Source organism: Flavobacterium micromati, from assembly GCF_900129585.1.
Lineage (GTDB): Bacteria > Bacteroidota > Bacteroidia > Flavobacteriales > Flavobacteriaceae > Flavobacterium > Flavobacterium micromati.
Window position 1 is genome coordinate 181,439 of the sequence record NZ_FQWF01000009.1, and the last position, 21,522, is coordinate 202,960.

The following is a 21,522-nucleotide window of genomic DNA, read 5'->3' on the forward strand; positions in this document are numbered from 1 at the left end:
TTTAAAGGTAGAAACTAGAAATTAGAAATTAGAGTAAAAATTCATGACTCTAACTTCTAACCTCTAACTTATTTATTTATTTTCTTACTAAAACCTCATCAATCATTCCATAAGCTTTTGCTTCTTCAGCAATCATCCAATAATCGCGTTCGCTATCCTTGTGCACTCTATCAAATGTTTGTCCTGAATGTTGAGAAATGATTTCATATAACTCATTTTTCAATTTTAACATTTCACGTAAGTTGATTTCCATATCAGTAGCAACTCCTTGAGCTCCTCCTGATGGCTGATGAATCATAACTCTTGAATGTGGCAATGCCGAACGCTTTCCTGCAGCACCCGCACATAATAAAACCGCACCCATTGATGCTGCCATTCCAGTGCAAATAGTTGCTACATCTGGTTTGATGTATTGCATGGTATCATATATCCCCAATCCTGCATAAACACTTCCTCCTGGAGAATTCAAATAAATTTGAATATCCTTTGAAGCATCTGCACTTTCAAGGAATAATAATTGCGCTTGAACAATGTTTGCAATTTGATCATCAATTCCTGTTCCTAGGAATATAATACGATCCATCATCAATCTTGAAAAAACGTCTAATTGTGAAATATTTAACTGACGCTCTTCAATAATATAAGGTGTCATGTTTTTTGGAGTCATTGCACCTACGATTTTATCGTAATACATTGCGTTTACTCCTTGGTGCTTTGTAGCAAATTTTTTAAATTCTTTACCGTAGTTCATCTGTAAGTGTTCTAAGTTTTAATTGATTTCTATTTCTTTTTTTTATATTGCAAAGGTCATTCCTCTTTACAAACAATGTCAATATGTCTTATTTTTTAGCCCAGATAAAAGTGAAAAGCTTTTTGAAATCGTGTTGCATTTTTTCTTGCAGGAAAAGAGCGACCAGCGGAAGCTCCTTTTCTTGCTTAGAAAAAAGCAAACCCGATGAGAAAACTTGCAACGATTAGCTGGATTAGCTCCTGAAATTAATTAAAAATAAAAGAGCGCCAAAGAAATAATTCTCTTGACGCTCAAATATACTGATTTTATTTAGCTTTTTTCAATTCCCCCCTTCAAGGGTTAGGGGCTTTTTATTCTCCGTAAGAAGCAGCGATAAATTCGTCGTAAGTAACTTCTTTAGTAGTTGGATTTGCTTTCTCAATAAACAAGTCAAGCATTTTCTCTCCTACCACTTGGTCAGAAAGTCTTTTTACTTCGTCTTGGTTTGACAAAACTCTAGCCACAATTCCTTGAACTTCTTCGTCAGTTGGATTGGTTTGACCAAATTGTGCCATTTGTTGACGGATATTTTTTGTAGTGAATGCTTTTAAATCTTCAAAAGTAATTTTGATTTCGTTAGTAGCCATTGCTCTACCTTCGATTAATTGAAAACGCAATCCTCTTTCTGATCTTACATATTCAACTTCAGCTTCTTCAGGAGACAATTTTTTCTCTCCTACAGTTTGCAACCATTTTTTCAAGAATTCAGCTGGCAAATCAAATTTGGTGCTTTCGATCAAAAAATCTTGGACATCAGCTAATAATTTTTGGTCTGCTTGCGTTGCAAATTGTGTTTCAGCATCTTCCTTAATTTTAGCTTTCAATTCGTCAACTGTAGCTACCGTTCCAGCGCCAAAAAGTTTGTCAAACAACTCTTGGTTTAATTCTGCTAGTTCAGCTGTATTGATTGCTTCGATAGTAAAATCGACATCAACTTCAATTGTGTGAACGTCATCATGAGCAATTTTCATCACGTCCATCAATTGATGTGCATCATCAAATAACCCTTTAGTGTTTACCGTCACAACGTCACCTACTTTTTTACCTACAAAAAGATCAAAAGTCGCTTTGTCTTTAAAAAGATCCGCAGCAATAGTCGTTGCATTGTTGATTCCTTTTTCTTGGTTTGCAAAAGTTCCAGTAATATCTGAATCTACAGTAACAATTTCTTGTGGACTTGCAGTTCCAAATTGTTTTTGGATTCTTTCTATTTGACCGTCGATCAATTTATCATCAGCAGTAACTACATATTTTACAACGTCATTCTTACCTTCTAAGTCTAAAGTAAAGTCAGGAACCAAGCCAATTTCATATTCAAAAACTAATTCTTCAGCATCCCAAGCAAAAGCTTCATTTACTTTAGGAAGTGGCGTTCCAAGAAGGTTTAATCTTTCTGATTGCACAAAACGCTCTAAAGCTAAATCAACCACTTTTTGAACTTCTTCTTGTTTTATTGCTTTACCGTATTGTTTTTCAACAAGATCTTTAGGCACAGCGCCTTTTCTAAATCCTTTTACGGTTGCCAAAGGCATTTTTTCATTTATTCTTTTTGCTACTTGACCTTTGTAATCCATTTGAACTACTGTCATTACAATTGTCTCGTTTACAGCGTCTGTTGCTACTCTTTTAATATCCATCTTCTTCTTTACTTTATATTATAATTTCGGACTGCAAAATTATAAAATTTTTGCAAGCCAACCAAGTTTTTTAGCCTCGAACCTTTTGTATTGAATATCAAGCGATTCTAGGTCGTGAAAACAAAAATATTTTGTTTGTTTTGGGCGTGTCCCTCCGTAAAAACTACGGGTCAGGCTGTTCGTTCCCGCTTTTATGTCTTGCCCTGCGGGACAATCCATAAAGAGCTCCCCTTCCATCCTTCACGCGAAGTTAGTACTACAGACACGAATTAAAGTCGAAAAGTAAAAAGTTCTTTTGATGATTTGTAATAATTTTATTATTTCTATATTTGTGAATCATTCGCTATCTAGTAGCGACAATGCATCAAAAATTGGGTGGATTCGCGATATGGAGTAGCGGGTATATGGAAGTTAGCTGTAATAGCTTGAAAATTATACTCAAAAAAAAGCCTTTCTAAACTGAAAGACTTTTGATAATCGTATTTTTCCACTTCTTAGGCTTAAGAACCTTAATAGCCTGTAAAGCATTTTCTGATGTTAAACCAATTGAAGAATTGGTAAGTATTAATTTTTTCTTTAATTCTTCAGGCAAACCATTTAAAGATTTGTCGTCATCTATAATTACAAAATCCTTAATATTTTTATGCCGTTTATGCCAAGTCAAAATTTCTTCTTTTCTGTTAGGATAGATCTTTCTAGTTTGTAATTTTTCAATAGAACTAACATCAATTCCACGGTTATGAAATATCACTTTCCATTGCTTAGGAGTAAATCTATTTTTGTGCGATGTAGTTAATATAATAGAAGCCTTTGTCCCAGAAATAATTTCCTGCAACCCTAATACTGCTCTTGGACTAAATTTATAAAAACCGTCAGATAAACTCTCAACTGATTTCCAAGATGATCCTTGAACCATTACTCCATCTATGTCTAGAAAAATTAACATGTTATAAATATATAGACTTTAATCCAATCTAATACAGAAACTTACATTGCTTTAACTTTTAATCATAGTCTTTTTGATATCTTCTTAATTCCCAAGGCTTATCCCAATCAATGTCATCGACAATTATTGCGGCCCAAGTATACTCATTTTGTGAGACATATTAATTCCTCCTCTTGCGGTTTCGATCTCGATTTTAAGAATTTGAGAACAAATATATCTATGATGACCTTCAACAATTTTTTCCGTTTCCTACGGTGATTGCAGGGAAATCTCTGCCACTCGCCATACGCGCATAAATCCTTGCTAATTTTGGAAAACACAATTTATGCTGATTTGGATCAAAATCAAATTTATGTGATTGTAAAAATGCAATTAATATTTCTTTAGTAAATGCCACTTGATAAATTTTAACAAGTTTAAGATAATTCTTCTATATTGCTACCGCAGCTAACACACATTTTACGCTATTGCGAATTTTGTGCAAGCCGGACGATTTTCTTTTGCAAGAAATATTATATTTAACAGAAAATAATCGGTTCCGAAGCTCGCAACAGCGCAAAACGTGGGGACGTTTCCAAACATTCTACTATGACGACAACGTATACAATTTACATCGGAACTTTGGATGATAAATAATATCCTGGCATTTTATATAAATATCGAGGTTGGAATAAAGATCACCATGATAGATATATTAAAAAGCCTGAAATATATATGGCACTAGCAAGTACATTCGATGATAAAAATGATTGTAAAATCCTTGTAAGATAAGACTTATTAAATAAAAAGCAAACTATCGATTTTGCGGTTCGATCATCAAAATTAGAACATCCAGAGTTAACACGCTAACAACATAGAAAAGATGCTAGAGATTGGGCAAAGCAAAAACTTCTTAAAAACAAAAAATTTATGCTAATTTTCAAGAACATTATTTTAAAGAAGTTGATCAAAGAAGAGGTATTCTTTGTGTAACCGAATTTCCATGTATTGAAAGAATGTGGAATGAATATGCTAATAACTCAACAGGATTTTTTGTCGGATATAATTCAAGAATAATGTTTGAATTTTTAGGAGGTGGCAGAAAAGTTACTTACGCGCGGATTTACAATCCGTGCTTACAATAATAAGACACAAGAAAACAACTGTATGGCATACAGCAAAAGGGATGACGCCCGTTCCGATAGCCATCGAAACGAAGCAATGACTATATAGCTGCCATTGCAAATTTACAATCCGTCCAAAAGGTGCAATTTTAAAAATAGCAGTAATTCCAAAATAAATCTTACTTTAGCCGCAAATTCCGATCAATAATTAGGACTTTACAAAGCATCTTATTGAAATTTATCATTCAAATTAAATAGATTGAAAACGTATTTAAAATATCTCATTTCGCTCTTTCTAGCTTTTGGCTTGATGGCTTGTGATTGTACTTTAGATTCTCAATCTAATAAAGCAGCTTACGATCAGGTTTCCTGCGCTCAGGCGAGAGCAGATTTTAGTAACTTTAAAACATATCGATACAATCAGATAACTTCGTCTGAGAAAACTTCATCGCCAATTCCTTTTACACAGCTAAAATTTAAAGACGTTTCTAGTCTTCAAATTATGGCGCTACTAAAATTACAAATTACACTTTATCAAAATATTAGGGCAATCAAAGCGCAACAGGCCTTTTTGAACAAAATAATTACTTCAAGCAACTACACTTCCAATTTATACATAGCCTAGAAATTCTCTTTCTAAGCATTTATGCAATTCCATGCATAATTATGATAAAACAATGTATAATTATATATCATATTCAAAATGTATAAACACAACAACAAAACTCGTTTGGAGAAATCTAAGCAAAAAAGTCATTGGTTTAAAAGAAAACTGATGGTTATTATTACTGCATTCATGATTGGAATGGCAAACGGAATGAACACAGGGGATAATTTTGTTCTCAAAAATCAAAATCAAACTGAACAAAACAAGAAAGATTAATCTGAGTACCTTCAAATACTTGTTACAAAATCTAAAATAAGTTAAAGAAAAACGAGTATTCAAATTGAAACACAAAAAAACTAAGGCTAAACATAAACTTTAGCCTTAGTTTATACTTCAAATTAAACTATTTTCTTTTACGATATAAATGAGCAGCAGCTAATACTAACCCAGCAAAAATCAATATTGAAACCCACCAAAATAGTGGTAAGCCAAAAAACGAATCCGCATATATTTGCAACTGTACTTTTACTTGACCAATCATATCCTTTAAATTTCAGAACAATTTAAGCAATATTGATTGATTTTAAATACAATTTGTAGTTAAATAATAATTCATGTTTTCTAGACATTTTAATGTAATTTGATTTGATAGCTGGCTCTATTATTTAGAAATTATCATTTATTTATCTATGAATTATTTTTATAAAGATCCATCTACTTAAACACTTTTTACAATCACAACACACTCTTTAATTCAAAACTAATCAAGTTTTAAATTCTAACGCTACTTCAAAAATTTTACAAGGATTTCAATCTGTATCGACCACATGTCTTTTAAGTTGTATTTTTGTGCCAATAAAAATTAGAAAATGAAAAAATTTATAGGGATTTTGGCCATCATCATATCGGTTTCTTTGCAAGCGCAACAGCGACCTAAATTAGTTGTAGGGATCGTGGTTGATCAAATGAAAATGGAATATTTATACCGATTTTCAGATGATTATACAGCAAATGGATTTAAAAGATTGATGAATGATGGATATACCTTTCACAATATGCATTATAATTATATGCCAACTTACACTGCGCCCGGGCACGCAAGTATTTACACTGGCGCAACTCCATCTACTCATGGAATTGTAGGAAATGAATGGTTCAACAAAGCTACCGGCAAAGACGTTTATTGCACAGATGATATTGATGTTAAAGTAGTAGGTAATGGCTCAGAAAAAGAAGGTGCAATGTCACCAAAAAATTTACTAAGCTCGACAATTACTGATGAATTGCGAATGGCAACTAATTTCAAAGGAAAAGTAATTGGCATGAGTATTAAAGACCGTGGCGCAATTTTGCCTGCTGGTCATTTTGCTAACTGGGCTTTCTGGTACAGCAAAACAGGCGCTTTTATCTCTAGTACTTTTTATGGTACCGAATTGCCAAAATGGGTAAACGATTTTAACCAAGAAAAAAAATATCTAAAGTATATCGATAAAGGTTGGGATTTGCTTAAGCCCGCTGCAACTTACAATGAAAGTCTTGCAGATGATAATCCTTATGAAGGAAAAATAAACAAAGCGAAACCCCCAGTTTTTCCATACGATCTTAATGCTATTTACAAAGATAAAGGAGCTGATGTGTTGCGCACAACTCCTTTTGGAAATGATCTTCTTGCAGAACTGGCAATAAAAGCCATTGAAAAAGAGGAATTAGGTAAAGATGATATAACTGATTTTTTAACCGTAAGTTTTTCATCTACTGATTATGTAGGTCATACTTTTGGCCCTCGCTCGATGGAATTGCAAGATACCTACTTGCGTCTCGACCAAACTATTGCTGAATTCCTAACGTATCTTGACAAAACGGTTGGAAAGAATAACTATTTACTGTTCCTTACTGCTGATCATGCAGGAGCAGAAAACGTTAATTACCTTAAAGACCATAAGTATAATGTGAAAAATATTCCATCCAAAGATATAAGCACTGCACTCAAAAAACATTCTACTGATGCATATGGCGCTGATTTAATATTAGATTACTCAAACTTCAATTTGTTTTTCAACAGAGATCTGATCAAACAAAAAGGACTAGAATTAGCTATGGTAAAGCAAAGTTTCAAAGACTTTTTAATGACGCAAGAGCAAGTGAAAAGAGTGTACACTGAGGAGGAAATTTTAGTATCATCCGGTGGTGATTATTTTTTAAGCTTTATTGCCAAAGGATATGATCCAAAACAAAATGGAGATTTAGTAATACTCGATAAATCAGGATATATGCAATATTACGATACTGGAACTAGTCATGGTTCACCAAATAGTTATGACACGCATGTACCACTACTTTTTTATGGATGGCAGGTACCAAAGGGAGAATTACATGCTAAAAGATACATCACTCAAATTGCGCCTACGCTGTCGCAAATATTAAAAATTCCATTCCCCAACGGCACTGAAGCTGAAATTTTAGAAACGCTCTTTGATAAAAAATAAAGCAAAATATTTACTAAATTTCAATAATGCAAAAAACTCCTCTCACACTATATGAAAGGAGTTTTTTGCTTTATCGCTTTGACATTTAAAACTTATCTTCTACTTCAGCTGCTTCTAGCATCAGATAATGTAAATCGGTATTTTTTATAAAAGGTTTTAAAAGGTCGCTTCCAGGACCATACATTGCTAGTTCACTATAATCGGCAGAGTGATCCATACTAATCCATCCAACCGAATTGTGCTTTTTTTGAATATCGGCCAACACTTTAAAAGGCAAATGTTTTGGATTGTACAAGCCTTCTTCAAGTTTGATATTGGAATAAAAATTTAAGATCTCTTTTGCCTCATCTTCTTTAATAATTGTTTTATTAGCATATTCAATTCTATCAATCGTTTGTGAAACTGTAGTTTCTTGACCAATTCCATTTAATATCCATTCGTTAGTTTGTTTATAATTTTGGATACTATCAAAATTATCATCGGCATCTTTCCCATAAATAATTCCGGGATTAGCGTTTCCGTGATCTGTAGTTATAATAACTAAGGTGTTTTTATCTTTCTCTGCAAAATCAATCGCAATTTTCACTGCTTCATCATGGGCAAGTTGATCATAAAGTAATCCTGCGATGTCATTTCCATGAGCAGCCCAATCTACTTTTCCAGCTTCAACTTGCAATACAAATCCATCAGGATGATTTTTCATTTTATCAATGGCACATTTAGTCATTTCTGCTAAAGTCGGTATTGATTCTGTCAATTCTTTACTGCTTTCTCTATCCTTCGAATAAGGAAGTCCGTCGTTATAAAAAACACCAAGTATTGGTTTAGAATTATCGCAAGAAAACATTTCCTTTTTGTTTTTTACAACAGAAAATCCTTTACTTGAAAACTCTTGATACATGTCTCGTTTATCTTTCCGACTTTCAGATGCGAAGTAATTATTTCCTCCACCCATCATTACATCAAACTTCAAATCAAGATACATTTCGGCAATACTTTCCTGACTATTTCTACTTTTTGAGGCGATACAAAATCCAGCAGGAGTTGCATGGGTAATAGGAACAGTGGTGACACAGCCCGCCATTTTTCCTGCTTTTTTAAATTTTTGCCAAATTGGGAGATATTCCTCTCCTTTTACACCAACGTTTAAGGAACCATTTTTAACCCGAAAACCACTTCCCCAAGAGGAACTAGCAGCAGCTGAATCAGTAACAATAGATGATGCAGAAGACATGTCCATCAAGGCGCGAGTAACTTTATTGTCTTTGTACAATTGTAGCCAGTTGCTTCCCTTACCCGTTTTTCTATTCAAGTAAATATCAGCCATATTTAAAGTACCGTTGCTCATTCCATCACTGATAATCACAATAATATTTTTAGCTTTTTTATTCTTTTTAAAAGTATCAAAATCCAGTTCTTTTGTATTTCCTTCAAAAGGATTTAAAAGCGTTGCGCCAATGGCAAATAAAGAACCGTTTTTGAAAAATTTCCGTCTATTCATGATTTGTGGCGTTTTATAAGAATTTCAAAAGTAATTAAACTACCTCATTCAATATGTTAAGAACTGTTTATTTTTTAATTAATTATGCGTCTTCAAAGTCTATTCTATTTAAACAAAAATGCCATCTATTTTCACAAATGGCATTTTTCGGTTTAAACTGATTCTACTGCTTGTGGCAGTGGAATTTGATTTCTCAATATATCTTCAAATGATTCATGTGCCCTAATTAAATGACCTTCGCCATTCATCCAAAGCACTTCAGCAGGTTTGTAGCGCGAATTATAATTCGATGCCATTGAAAAGCAGTATGCTCCAGCATTGCGAAAACTTAAAACGTCACCTTCTTTTATTTCAGTTATCCTTCTGTTATTTGCAAAAGTATCCGTTTCACAAATGTATCCTACCACTGAGTAGAATCGCTCTTTCCCTTTTGGGTGTGATATATTTTCAATATGATGTTGTGAACCGTAAAACATAGGTCTGATTAAATGATTAAAGCCACTATCAATCCCAGCAAAAACTGTTGATGTTGTTTGTTTTACAACATTAACTTTTGCTAAAAAATAGCCCGCTTCACTCACTAGAAATTTTCCTGGTTCAAAAATCAATGTCAATTCTTTACCATATTCTGTACAAAATGCATTGAATCTTTTTGATAATTTTTTTCCTAATTCTTCAATATCAGTTTCAATATCATCTTTTTTGTAAGGTACTTTAAAACCACTTCCAAAGTCGAGGAATTCTAAATTCTTAAAATTTTTAGCAGCATCAAATAAGATTTCAGCAGCATATAGAAATACTTCAATATCAAGAATGTCTGAACCTGTGTGCATGTGGATACCCACAATATTCATTTTCGTGTTTTCAACAATACGAACTAAATGTGGTAATTGATGCACTGAAATACCAAACTTACTATCAATATGACCTACAGAAATATTTGCATTTCCACCAGCCATCACGTGAGGATTGATACGAATACAAACAGGAACATCTGGATGTCTTGCACCAAACTGTTCTAAAATAGATAAATTATCTATATTAATTTGAACACCCATTGCGTTCACCTCTTCTATTTCCTCAAGAGAAACTCCGTTTGGGGTATAAAATATCTTCTCCGGCTCGTAACCTGCATGAAGTCCAAGCATTACCTCTTGTATAGAAACCGTATCAAGACCTGATCCCATATCTCTTAATAATTGCAAAATGGCAACATTAGATAATGCTTTCATAGCATAATTAATACGCAATTTATTTACCTTAGAAAAAGCTTTTGATAATCTATTGTATTGAGATTGTATTTTTTCGGCGTCATATACATAAAGTGGACTCCCAAATTGTTCCGCTAAGTGCAGTAAATCTTTTGATTGCATGGCATTAATTTTTTACAAATTTATTATTCTTTCTTTAGTTGTACAAACTAAATATTAATTCTAACAAAATATAACAAAAAGTTATATTTGGAACAATTTAGAATATTTTAAAAAAAAATAACCCCTAAAAATTTATTCTTAAGTGTTTAAAAAAAAGGAAGTTATAAAGTTGGCAAATCGCCTTTACCTTTAGTAGGCAAATTAGTAAAACCCATCAAGTATTTGTCAACCTCTCTAGCAGCTTCACGTCCTTCTGATATTGCCCAAACAATTAAAGACTGACCTCGTCTCATATCTCCAGCAGTGAAAATATGTGGTTTATTAGTTTGATAATTAGTCGCTTTAAAATTAGTTCTAAAATCAGTTTCAAGACCTAATTGATCACTTAACGTTTTTTCTGGACCAGTAAATCCTAAGGCCAATAATGCCAAATCACATGGCCAAATTTTTTCTGAACCTTCTTTTTCAATTAGTTCCGGTCTATGACTAGCTGTCATTTTCCAAGCTACTTCAATGGTTTTTAATCCTACTAATTCGCCTTTATCGTTAGAGATAAATTCTTTGGTGTTAATCAACCAGTTTCTATCACATCCTTCCTGATGCGACGAAGACGTTTTTAATTGCAACGGCCAATAAGGCCAAGGAGTACTTTCGCTTCTTCCAATGGGTGGTTTAGGTAAAATTTCAAAATTCGTCACTGATTTAGCACCATGCCTGTTTGAAGTCCCCACACAGTCCGACCCAGTATCTCCGCCACCAATTATGATCACATCTTTTCCTGTGGCCATTATTTGGTCAACGATTTCCTCTCCATATAAAGATTTTGTTTGTTGTGTTAAGAAAGTCATGGCTTGAACAACTCCTTTGCTTTCTATTCCCTTTGTAGGCAAACTTCTGCTTTCAGTTGCACCGCCGCATAATACGATAGAATCGAAAGAATTTAATTCATCTATACTATAATTTACACCAACGTTGATATTGGTTTTAAAAATAATTCCTTCTGCTTCTAGAATTGCGATACGCCTGTCAATGATGCCTTTTTCTAGTTTAAAATTCGGAATTCCATAGCGCAATAATCCTCCTATTGCATTGTCTCTTTCAAAAACCGTAACAGTGTGACCAGCGCGATTTAATTGTTGTGCAGCCGCTAAACCTGCCGGACCAGAACCAATCACTGCCACATTCTTTCCTGTTCGTGTTGCTGGAGTTTGTGGTTTTATCCATCCTTCTGCAAAGCCTCTTTCTACAATGTTTTTTTCAATATTTTCTATGGCCACTGGCTCACTAATAATTCCTAAAACACATGACTTCTCGCAGGGAGCGGGACATAAACGACCTGTGAATTCAGGGAAATTATTGGTTGACTGCAAAATCTCTAATGCACTTTGCCATTCTTCCTGATGTACCATGTCATTAAAATCTGGAATCAAATTTCCCAGAGGACAGGCACTGTGACAAAAAGGAATTCCGCAATCCATGCATCTAGAACCTTGCTCCTTCATTTTGTCTTTTGGCAACGGAATTGTAAATTCATTGTAATTTGAAACACGTTCTTTAACAATGACATTACTTTCATCCGTTCTACTGTATTCTTTAAATCCTGTTATCTTTCCCATGACTATACTTTTTTCCTTTGCCCAACTCTCTAAAAGGAGTGAGAGTCGAAATGTAATATGATTATTGCTTTTAAATTTTAAGAACTAGTAAATTGACCTTTAGATTGTTGCTTCTACTAGCTCCCCCTTTTGAGGCTGTGGAGCTTTTTCCTCCGCCATTTTTTGCAATGCTTTCTTATAATCAGTAGGCATTACTTTGATGAAATGACTGCGTTGAATTTCCCAATCTTCTAAAATTCTCTTTGCCAGCGGACTATTGGTGTACATCGAATGGTTTTTAATCAATCTTCTTAATTTGACAAAATCATCCTCTTGCAAAGCTTCGAATGCTACCATTTCCATATTACAAACTGTTGCGTCAAATTTATTATGTGGATCAAAAATATAAGCAATTCCTCCACTCATACCTGCCGCAAAATTTCTTCCAGTTTTTCCAAGTACTACCACAGTTCCGCCAGTCATGTATTCACAACCATGATCTCCAATTCCTTCAACAACGGCCGTTGCTCCAGAGTTACGTACGCAAAAACGCTCTCCAGCAATACCGTTTACATAAGCCTCGCCTGTAATTGCACCGTATAAGGCAACATTGCCAATTATGATATTTTCTTCTGGTTTAAATGTTGCGGTAGGTGGAACTTTTATAATGAGTTTCCCTCCAGAAAGTCCTTTTCCTAAATAATCATTACAATTTCCATGAATTTTAAACGACAATCCATTCGTAGCAAAAGCACCAAAACTTTGTCCAGCCGATCCTTCAAAATCTACTAATATCGTGTCATCTGGCAACCCTTGCGCTCCATAAATTTTTGAAATTTCATTGCTTAAAATTGCTCCTACAGAGCGATCGGTATTTTTAATCTTAAATGTTACCCTTGTCTTTTCTTTTCGATAAATTGAAGGAATTGCGGCTTTTATAATGTCAAAATCAAGTACATGTTCTAATCCGTGGTCTTGAGTTGTGGTATTGTGATTTGGAACTGTTTTGGCTTTTTCTGGTTTATACAAAATAGCAGAGAGATCTAATCCACTAGCTTTATAATGTTTGATTGCCATATTAACGTTCAATTTCTGAGATTGTCCTACCATTTCTTTTAAGGTTCTAAAACCTAATTGCGCCATTATTTCTCGCAACTCCTCAGCAACAAAATACATAAAGTTAATAACATGTTCCGGTGTTCCTTTGAAATTTTTTCTCAATTCGGGATCTTGTGTCGCAATACCTACTGGGCAAGTATTTAAATGACACGCTCGCATCATTATACATCCGGAAGCTACCAAAGGAGCTGTGGCAAAACCAAATTCCTCTGCGCCAAGCAAAGCTGCAACTGCAACGTCTCGGCCTGTTTTTAATTGTCCATCACACTCCAAAACCACTCGGCTTCTTAAATCATTTAAAATTAATGTTTGTTGTGCTTCGGCTAAGCCAAGTTCCCAAGGGATTCCGGTATGTTGCAACGATGTGAGAGGCGCAGCACCAGTACCTCCGTCATAACCTGATATTAAAATCACATCGGCTTTTGCTTTAGCAACACCAGCAGCAATCGTCCCAACACCAACCTCAGAAACTAATTTTACGTTAATTCTAGCTTCGCGATTGGCATTTTTTAAATCAAAAATTAATTGAGATAAATCTTCGATAGAGTAAATATCATGATGCGGTGGAGGTGAAATTAATCCCACATAGGGAGTTGAATTTCGAACTTCGGCAATCCAAGGCACTACTTTTTCACCTGGCAATTGACCTCCTTCTCCAGGTTTTGCGCCTTGAGCCATCTTAATTTGGATTTCTTTTGCATTTGTTAAATAGTTGATGGAAACGCCAAAACGTCCAGAAGCAACTTGTTTTATAGCACTGTTCCTAGAATCCCCATTCAGGTCTTTTTGGAAACGCTTTGGATCTTCTCCACCTTCACCAGAATTACTTTTTCCGCCAATTCTGTTCATTGCAATCGCAAGATTTTCATGAGCTTCTTGGCTAATTGATCCATAAGACATGGCGCCAGTTTTAAATTTTTTTACAATTTCCGTCCAAGGTTCAACTTCATCAATCGCTATTGGATCCAAATTATTAAATTCAAAAAGACCCCTGATAGTCATCAAATTTTCACTTTGATCATTGACCATTGAAGCGTATTCCTTGTAACTCTCTGGACTGTTTAATCGCACCGCTTGTTGTAATTTTGAAATAGTTGTGGGATTAAACATGTGTTTTTCTCCATTTCGTCGCCATCTGTAAATTCCTCCGATTTCAAGCGGTAATAAATTTGCGACCTCAGAATTTGGAAAGGCTTTTTGATATCTTTTTTTAACTTCCTTTTCAATTTCCATAAGTCCAATGCCTTCAATTCTGGATGGAGTGTAAGGGAAATATTTATTTGTAAACGTTTTATTTAAACCTAAAATCTCGAAAATTTGAGCAGCTCTGTAAGAATGTAAAGTTGAGATTCCTATTTTATTCATGATTTTAAGGATTCCTTTCGCAATCGCTTTGTTGTAGTTTTTTATTGCATATTCAGCTTTTATGCCAGTTATAAATCCAAGATTAATCTGGTTATGAATGATTTCATTTACCATATAAGGATTTATGGCACTAGCACCATATCCAAATAAAAGAGCAAAATGATGCGGTTCACGAGGTTCAGCCGATTCGATAATAATTCCGAATTTAGAACGCGATTTTAAAATATTCAATGAATGATGAATGTAAGAACAAGCTAACAACATTGGTATTGGAGCCATTTTGCCTGTTACGCCTCTATCTGAAATGATTACAATATTGCAACCTTCTGAAACTGCTTTAAAAGTGGCTTGAACCGCTTTTTCTAAAGCGCGTTCCAAACCGTTTACGCCTTTTTCTATATCGTATAAAGTTGAAATGGTCACCGACTTAAAATCAATGTGATTTATATTTCTAATTTTATCCAAATCTTCGTTGGAGATCACAGGGTTTTGAATCTTTAATTTTTTGCATTGTCTGGCGGCGATTTCAAAAATATTGATATCGCCACCTATGGCTAAGCTTATATCAGTAATAATTTCTTCGCGTATTCCATCTAAAGGCGGATTAGTTACTTGCGCAAATAATTGCTTAAAATAGTTATATAAAAGTTGCGGCTGATCTGATAAAACTGCTAAAGGTGTATCGTTTCCCATAGAGCTTAAAGCCTCAGCTCCTTGAGCTCCCATCGGATTGATAATTGTTTTTAAATCTTCAATTGTGTAACCAAACAATCGTTGTCTCGTTTCAAAATTTACAATTTCTGTTGGAATTTCGTTATTTGTATAAGGGATTTCAGCTAGTTTCAGTAAATTTTCATCTAACCATTGCTTATACGGGTACTTAGTTACTATAGCATTTTTAATTTCATCATCTTCAATAATTCGCCCTTCGTTCATATCTACTAGAAACATTTTACCTGGTTCTAAGCGGCCGTGTTGAACTACATCTTCTGGCTTAATATCGAGCACCCCTATTTCGGAAGACATAATGACGAAACCGCTTTTCGTTAATGTATAACGAGAAGGACGCAATCCATTTCGATCTAATAACGCACCAATCACGTTGCCATCTGTAAAAGGAATAGATGCTGGTCCATCCCAAGGTTCCATGATACAGGAATTAAATTCATAGAATGCTTTTTTATCTTCTGACATGGTTTGGTGTTTTTCCCAAGCTTCGGGAACTACCATCATCATTGCTTCTGGCAGGGAACGCCCGGTCATCACTAACAGTTCAATTACCATGTCCAATGACGCTGAATCTGATTTTCCCTCTAAAATAATAGGAAATAATTTTTTGATATCATCGCCAAAAACATCACTTTCCATCAATTCCTCACGAGCACGCATACGACTTACGTTACCTCGAAGCGTATTGATTTCTCCGTTATGACACATATAACGAAACGGCTGCGCAAGTTCCCAAGACGGGAATGTATTTGTAGAAAAACGTTGGTGAACTAAGGCTAATCGTGTTACTACATCATCGTCTAATAAATCGGTATAATATCTGCTGATGTCTTCCGGCATCAACAAACCTTTATATATTATTGTTGTGGTTGAAAAACTAGAAAAATAAAATCTCTGACTTTCTGAAATTCTTGATTTTATTATGGCATGCTCAGCGATTTTTCTTGCTGCAAACATTTTGGCGTTAAATTCTTGTTCGCTAAGTTCTAAACCATTTTTTCCAACAAAAACTTGTTTAACCGTTGGTTCTTTTTCAGCGGCAATTTGTCCTAAATTTTCAGCAGCTACAGGAACATCTCTCCAACCCAAAATTTGAAGATTTTGATCATTTATTGCAGTTTCAAAAACCGTTTTACAAAAGGCAACTTGATTACTGCGCTTAGGCATAAAAATCATTCCTACTGCATATTGCCTTATCTCAGGAATGGAAAAATTACAAACTTTCTTAAAAAAATCATGAGGAATATCAAAAAGTATTCCTGCTCCATCGCCAGTTCTTCCATCAGAGCTTACAGCACCGCGGTGTTCTAATTTTATTAAAATATCGAGTGCTTTGTGTATTATATCATTAGACTTAATACCATTTAAGTTACAAATGAATCCTGCTCCGCAATTATCATGTTCAAATTCGGGCAAATATAGGCCTTGTGCTACAACTCTCATTCTTAAATTTTTATACAAAAATAAATATTTAGTACTATATAAGCACCTTATAAGTTAAAACACCACTGTTTTTACGGTTCTATTATAAAAAGCTTGAATAAATCTCAGAAATGCTATAAATGTAGATTTGATTTGATTTTTATGCAAAAAAAAGCTAAAAAAGCCCTCTATAAATTGTTGATTTTATTTAAAATGAAGATAAATTCTTTAATTTTTTTATTTATCACAAATTTGTCAAATTTTTTGATAATCCTTAAATTTTGCTGCGCGCTTTAAGATTCTTTTACCATTCAATGAATTAACCAATATTTAATTGAAAAAAAATAACAGTTAGGTTTAATTTTGCTACTTTTGCGACACTTTTATTCTGAAAGAAATTCAGAAACCAGACAAATTCTATATTATGAACATACACGAATATCAAGGAAAAGAGATTTTAGCTAGTTACGGAGTTCGCATACAGCGCGGAATCGTTGCAAATAGTCCAGTAGAAGCGGTTGCTGCTGCCAAACAATTAACTACCGAAACAGGTACGAGTTGGTATGTTGTAAAAGCCCAAGTTCATGCAGGTGGACGCGGAAAAGGTGGCGGAGTTAAACTTGCCAAAAACTTACAGCAAGTAGAAGAAATTGCAGAACAAATAATTGGAATGCAGTTGATTACACCTCAAACATCTGCTGAAGGTAAAAAAGTGCACAAAGTTTTAATTGCTGAAGATGTGTACTACCCTGGAGAAAGTGAAACTTCTGAATTTTATGTTTCTGTATTATTGAATAGAGCTACAGGTCGAAACATGATTATGTATTCTACTGAGGGTGGAATGGATATTGAAGAGGTTGCTGAGCACACACCACATTTAATTTTCACTGAAGAAGTTGATCCTTCTGTAGGATTACAAGGTTTTCAAGCAAGAAGAATTGCTTTTAACTTAGGCCTATCTGGTAATGCTTTCAAAGAAATGGTAAAATTCATCGATTCTTTATACAATGCTTATATTGGGTCTGATGCTTCGATGTTTGAAATCAATCCGGTTTTAAAAACATCTGATAATAAAATTATGGCTGTAGATGCTAAAGTAAATATCGATGATAATGCTTTATACAGACAACAAAAATATGCTGATATGCGTGATATTCGTGAGGAGAACCCAATCGAAGTAGAAGCAAAAGAAGTAGGTTTAAACTATGTAGATCTTGATGGTACAGTAGGTTGCATGGTGAACGGAGCTGGACTAGCGATGGCAACCATGGATCTTATTAAATATGCAGGTTTTGAGCCAGCTAACTTCCTAGACGTAGGCGGAACTGCTGATGCTAAACGTGTTGAAACTGCTTTCCGTATTATATTGAAAGATCCAAATGTAAAAGCAATTTTAATAAATATTTTTGGAGGAATCGTTCGTTGTGATCGTGTTGCTCAAGGAGTTGTTGATGCGTACAAAAACATGGGTGATGCTATTAAAGTGCCAATTATTGTTCGTTTACAAGGCACGAATGCAGCTATTGCAAAAGAATTAATTGATAATTCAGGAATGCCAATTTTATCTGCTGTTGAATTTCAAGAAGCAGCTGATCAAGTAAAAGCGGCGCTTTCTTAATTAGAAAATAACAAATATTGAATATCCTGTTTGCCAACGCAAACAGGATTTTTTTTGTAATCTACTTTTTTATCAAGATATGAATTTCAATTATAATATAAAGTTATCGTAAAACGAAAGCTATCTATAATCTATGGAATATCTTTGTGTCATTCCGAAAAAAATATCTATATTATATAATTCCCGATTTATTATGAAACTTCATATACAAAATAAATTTACCTCGCAATTACCAGCTGATCCTACTGTAGAAAATTATCCAAGACAAGTTGAGCAAGCTGGTTTTTCTTATGTATTGCCAGTAAAGCCTTCGAATCCTTCGTTAATTCATACCTCAGCTGAAGTGGCAAATGCCATCGGTCTTTCTGATGAAGATACAATTTCACTAGACTTTTTAAATGTTTTTTCAGGAAATAAGGTTTATCCAGAAACCAAACCCTTTGCACTTTGTTATGCTGGACATCAATTTGGCAACTGGGCGGGACAATTAGGAGATGGTCGTGCCATCAATTTAACAGAAGTTGTTCACGATAATAAAATTTTTACTTTACAATTAAAAGGTGCAGGTCCTACGCCCTATTCTAGAACGGCTGACGGATTTGCTGTTTTAAGATCTTCAATTAGAGAATATTTGTGTGCCGAGGCGATGCATTATTTAGGCGTTCCAACAACACGGTCGCTTTCGCTAATGCTTTCTGGCGATCAAGTAGTGCGTGATGTTTTGTACAATGGAAATCCTGCTTATGAAAAAGGAGCTATTGTTTGTAGAGTTGCGCCTTCATTTATTCGTTTTGGAAGTTTTGAGATGTTTGCATCAAGAAAAGACCATACCAATTTAAAATTACTAGCTGATTTTACAATCAAAAATCATTTTCCGAACATAAAAGAGGAAGGTGTTGAAAAATATATAGCATTTTTCGAAGAAGTTACACAAACTACTTTAAAAATGATTGTAGAGTGGCAGCGTGTTGGTTTTGTCCATGGCGTTATGAATACCGATAATATGTCCATTCACGGTTTAACTATAGATTACGGACCTTATGGATGGTTAGAAGATTACAATACTGGCTGGACGCCAAATACCACCGATAATCAACATAAACGATACCGTTTTGGCAATCAACCTGAAATTGCTCTTTGGAATTTGTATCAATTGGCCAATGCAATGTATCCGCTGGTCGAAGAAGCAAAACCGCTGGAAATTATTCTTGAAGCTTTTAGCATTGATTACGAGAAAGAATATCTGATTATGATGCTAAACAAGCTTGGTCTCCAGGATAAAAAAGAGAGTGATTTATTTTTAGTTGGCACCCTAGTGGAACTATTGGAACGAGTAGAAACTGATATGACAATATTCTTTAGAAATCTGAGTACTGTTTCAAAAGAGGATTCTGGTATAATTGCTTTTAATGCGATTAAAGAAGCATGCTATACTGAAAAGGATTTAGACGAAACAATCTTGAAAGATTGGTACGATTGGTTTGAAAATTACACTATTAGAATTAATGAAGAAACACTTTCAGATACTGACAGGAAAGTGCAAATGAATAAAGTAAATCCCAAATATGTGTTAAGAAATTATATGGCGCAGTTGTGTATTGATGACGCAGATAAGGGAGATTATACACTGCTAAACGAACTGTTTAAAATGCTAAAAAATCCTTATGATGAGCAACCCAATTTTCAAAAATGGTTTGCCAAAAGACCGGATTGGGCCAGAGATAAGGTAGGTTGTTCTATGTTAAGTTGCAGTTCTTGAAATTAATTGTTTTATGAATTCTCTTTTTTAAAAGCAAAATCCTGAATCTTAATTCAGGATTTTGCTTTTATCTTATTTTCCAATTTCTTGAATCACATCCGATTTATATATTTTAAAACCTTTAGCATTTGATTGGGCAATTTTTAAAAGTGCTTTGGCTACTGTACTACTTTCAATGGGTTTATACTTTTTGAGACTTCCAATGAATGCAAAAGAAAACAATTTGGTCAAAAGTGCGCCTACTTTTTCACCAAATCTAAATTCTGATCGATCTCCTAATAGCAAAGACGGTTGCACAATAGAAACACTCTCAAAATTACAGTCATTTAGATAATTTTGAATTTCTCCTTTAGTGTTCAAATAAAAATTAGAAGATTGTGCATCAGCGCCTAAAGCTGAAATTATCAAAAATTGTTTAATATTGTTTTGCATAGCAAATGCGGCAAATTGTTTTGGATATTCAAGATCAACCTTTTTAAAAGCTTTTTTGGAACCTGCTTTTTTGATTGTTGTTCCAATAGCACAAAAGAAATCATCACCAACAACTAAGTCCTTATAAGTTTCGGGTTTATCAAAATCAATGATATGCTGAACTAATTTTGAATGCTTGATTTCAAGGTCACTTCTGCTAAAAGCAATTACTTTCTCATAGTCGTTGCTAGTTAATAATAGATCTAACAAATCTGAACCAACTAAACCTGTACACCCAATAATTAGCGCGGTTTTCATAATTATGATTTTTTATTTTTACCAAAATTATATTTTACTTTCTCAACAACTTGCACTTTTGAATTCCCTTTCGGATACTGCTTTTTACTAGTGTTTTTTGTGGCTGGTCTTGATTTTGACGGAGCCTCATCACCTCTTGATTTTTCTTCGTCTCTTGGTGTAGCTTTAAATTCAGACCTGTCTTTTGATCCTTCTTTGGCGGGAATTTGTGCTTTGTGTTTAGCTAAAACATCATTAGGATTTTTAGGATTTTCTTTTGTCCCACGTAAATGAATGACCAAAGCATTTAGAAAATTACGTAAAACTTGGTCACCACATTCAACATAATTTTCATGTTTATCATCACGGAAAAAAGCACCCAATTCTGATTTAGTGATTCGAAAATCTACTAGTTCTAATATTTCAACTATTTGATCGTCGCGTAACATTAGAGCTACGCGAAGTTTTTTAAAGATATCGTTGTTAGTCATCATTTTTAATTTTTTTACGAAGGTACAATTATAAAAACACAAAACCCTGATTCGGTAGAATCAGAGTTTTAAAAAAAAGGCGACCCCCGATAATTATCGGTCCCGATAGCTATCGCGGCTCCCACATCACTGCATAAAACAAAAAAACCCTCATCGTTAGATGAAGGGTTTTTCAAAAAAAGGCGACGACATACTCTCCCACATAACTGCAGTACCATCTGCGCAGGCGGGCTTAACTACTCTGTTCGGGATGGGAAGAGGTGAGCCCCGCCG

The 21,522-nt window shown here is 34.4% G+C and carries 14 protein-coding genes and 1 rRNA gene; 4 read left to right on the plus strand and 11 right to left on the minus strand.

Features of this window, described 5'->3' with window-relative positions; all coding sequences use genetic code 11:
• Positions 1-76: 76 nt before the first annotated feature.
• The 4 genes from clpP to BUB42_RS16435 form a co-directional block, all read right to left on the minus strand.
• Positions 77-751: an ATP-dependent Clp endopeptidase proteolytic subunit ClpP gene (gene clpP, locus BUB42_RS11185; protein WP_073020316.1), complete on the minus strand. Its 675-nt coding sequence runs from the start codon at positions 749-751 to the stop codon at positions 77-79.
• Positions 752-1,101: 350 nt separating this feature from the next.
• Positions 1,102-2,427 carry a trigger factor gene (locus tag BUB42_RS11190; RefSeq protein ID WP_073020318.1) on the minus strand — a complete coding sequence of 442 codons (1,326 nt, stop codon included), beginning with the start codon at positions 2,425-2,427 and terminating at the stop codon, positions 1,102-1,104.
• A gap of 454 nt (positions 2,428-2,881) precedes the next feature.
• Positions 2,882-3,373: an HAD domain-containing protein gene (locus tag BUB42_RS11200; RefSeq protein ID WP_073020322.1), complete on the minus strand. Its 492-nt coding sequence runs from the start codon at positions 3,371-3,373 to the stop codon at positions 2,882-2,884.
• 229 nt (positions 3,374-3,602) lie between these two features.
• Positions 3,603-3,770 carry a hypothetical protein gene (locus tag BUB42_RS16435; RefSeq protein ID WP_170857219.1) on the minus strand — a complete coding sequence of 56 codons (168 nt, stop codon included), beginning with the start codon at positions 3,768-3,770 and terminating at the stop codon, positions 3,603-3,605.
• A 965-nt stretch (positions 3,771-4,735) separates the two neighbouring features.
• On the opposite strand from BUB42_RS16435, the gene BUB42_RS11205 reads away from it, so the two are divergent.
• Together BUB42_RS11205 and pafA are read left to right on the plus strand one after the other, a co-directional pair.
• A complete protein-coding gene (locus BUB42_RS11205) occupies positions 4,736-5,101 on the plus strand; it encodes a hypothetical protein (RefSeq protein ID WP_139257359.1) in 366 nt (121 codons plus the stop codon).
• Positions 5,102-5,952: 851 nt separating this feature from the next.
• A complete protein-coding gene (gene pafA / locus BUB42_RS11215; RefSeq protein ID WP_073020328.1) occupies positions 5,953-7,569 on the plus strand; it encodes an alkaline phosphatase PafA in 1,617 nt (538 codons plus the stop codon).
• A gap of 85 nt (positions 7,570-7,654) precedes the next feature.
• Here the strand turns inward: pafA and BUB42_RS11220 are convergent, their stop codons facing one another.
• From BUB42_RS11220 to gltB, 4 genes are all read right to left on the minus strand, one after another.
• Positions 7,655-9,070: an alkaline phosphatase gene (locus tag BUB42_RS11220; RefSeq protein ID WP_073020330.1), complete on the minus strand. Its 1,416-nt coding sequence runs from the start codon at positions 9,068-9,070 to the stop codon at positions 7,655-7,657.
• A gap of 152 nt (positions 9,071-9,222) precedes the next feature.
• Positions 9,223-10,443 (minus strand): diaminopimelate decarboxylase, encoded by a 1,221-nt coding sequence (gene lysA, locus BUB42_RS11225; protein ID WP_073020332.1) that lies wholly within the window; start codon positions 10,441-10,443, stop codon positions 9,223-9,225.
• A 161-nt stretch (positions 10,444-10,604) separates the two neighbouring features.
• Positions 10,605-12,059, minus strand: a complete 1,455-nt coding sequence (locus tag BUB42_RS11230; RefSeq protein ID WP_073020334.1) for a glutamate synthase subunit beta — start codon at positions 12,057-12,059, stop codon at positions 10,605-10,607.
• Positions 12,060-12,158: 99 nt separating this feature from the next.
• Positions 12,159-16,694 carry a glutamate synthase large subunit gene (gene gltB / locus BUB42_RS11235; protein WP_073020336.1) on the minus strand — a complete coding sequence of 1,512 codons (4,536 nt, stop codon included), beginning with the start codon at positions 16,692-16,694 and terminating at the stop codon, positions 12,159-12,161.
• Positions 16,695-17,097: 403 nt separating this feature from the next.
• On the opposite strand from gltB, the gene sucC reads away from it, so the two are divergent.
• Together sucC and BUB42_RS11245 are read left to right on the plus strand one after the other, a co-directional pair.
• A complete protein-coding gene (sucC, locus tag BUB42_RS11240) occupies positions 17,098-18,291 on the plus strand; it encodes an ADP-forming succinate--CoA ligase subunit beta (RefSeq protein ID WP_073020338.1) in 1,194 nt (397 codons plus the stop codon).
• A 190-nt stretch (positions 18,292-18,481) separates the two neighbouring features.
• Positions 18,482-20,050: a protein adenylyltransferase SelO gene (locus BUB42_RS11245; RefSeq protein WP_170857221.1), complete on the plus strand. Its 1,569-nt coding sequence runs from the start codon at positions 18,482-18,484 to the stop codon at positions 20,048-20,050.
• Positions 20,051-20,122: 72 nt separating this feature from the next.
• On the opposite strand, the gene BUB42_RS11250 is transcribed toward BUB42_RS11245, so the two are convergent.
• From BUB42_RS11250 to rrf, 3 genes are all read right to left on the minus strand, one after another.
• Entirely contained in the window at positions 20,123-20,779 is a 657-nt protein-coding gene (locus BUB42_RS11250) for an NAD(P)H-binding protein (RefSeq protein ID WP_170857220.1), read from the minus strand.
• Between the two features lie 2 nt (positions 20,780-20,781).
• Positions 20,782-21,249, minus strand: a complete 468-nt coding sequence (locus BUB42_RS11255; RefSeq protein ID WP_073020371.1) for a DUF1456 family protein — start codon at positions 21,247-21,249, stop codon at positions 20,782-20,784.
• A gap of 177 nt (positions 21,250-21,426) precedes the next feature.
• Positions 21,427-21,522, minus strand: a 5S ribosomal RNA gene (gene rrf / locus BUB42_RS11260); the annotation flags it as partial.

Bases quoted from the DNA above. Each gene is read 5' to 3' on its own strand.
- BUB42_RS11220 (WP_073020330.1), bottom strand. From the start codon at position 9,070: ATGAATAGACGGAAATTTTTCAAAAACGGTTCTTTATTTGCCATTGGC.
- gltB (WP_073020336.1), bottom strand. From the start codon at position 16,694: ATGAGAGTTGTAGCACAAGGCCTATATTTGCCCGAATTTGAACATGAT.
- pafA (WP_073020328.1), top strand. From the start codon at position 5,953: ATGAAAAAATTTATAGGGATTTTGGCCATCATCATATCGGTTTCTTTG.
- BUB42_RS11190 (WP_073020318.1), bottom strand. From the start codon at position 2,427: ATGGATATTAAAAGAGTAGCAACAGACGCTGTAAACGAGACAATTGTA.
- sucC (WP_073020338.1), top strand. From the start codon at position 17,098: ATGAACATACACGAATATCAAGGAAAAGAGATTTTAGCTAGTTACGGA.
- BUB42_RS11250 (WP_170857220.1), bottom strand. From the start codon at position 20,779: ATGAAAACCGCGCTAATTATTGGGTGTACAGGTTTAGTTGGTTCAGAT.
- BUB42_RS11255 (WP_073020371.1), bottom strand. From the start codon at position 21,249: ATGACTAACAACGATATCTTTAAAAAACTTCGCGTAGCTCTAATGTTA.
- BUB42_RS11200 (WP_073020322.1), bottom strand. From the start codon at position 3,373: ATGTTAATTTTTCTAGACATAGATGGAGTAATGGTTCAAGGATCATCT.
- BUB42_RS11230 (WP_073020334.1), bottom strand. From the start codon at position 12,059: ATGGGAAAGATAACAGGATTTAAAGAATACAGTAGAACGGATGAAAGT.
- clpP (WP_073020316.1), bottom strand. From the start codon at position 751: ATGAACTACGGTAAAGAATTTAAAAAATTTGCTACAAAGCACCAAGGA.
- lysA (WP_073020332.1), bottom strand. From the start codon at position 10,443: ATGCAATCAAAAGATTTACTGCACTTAGCGGAACAATTTGGGAGTCCA.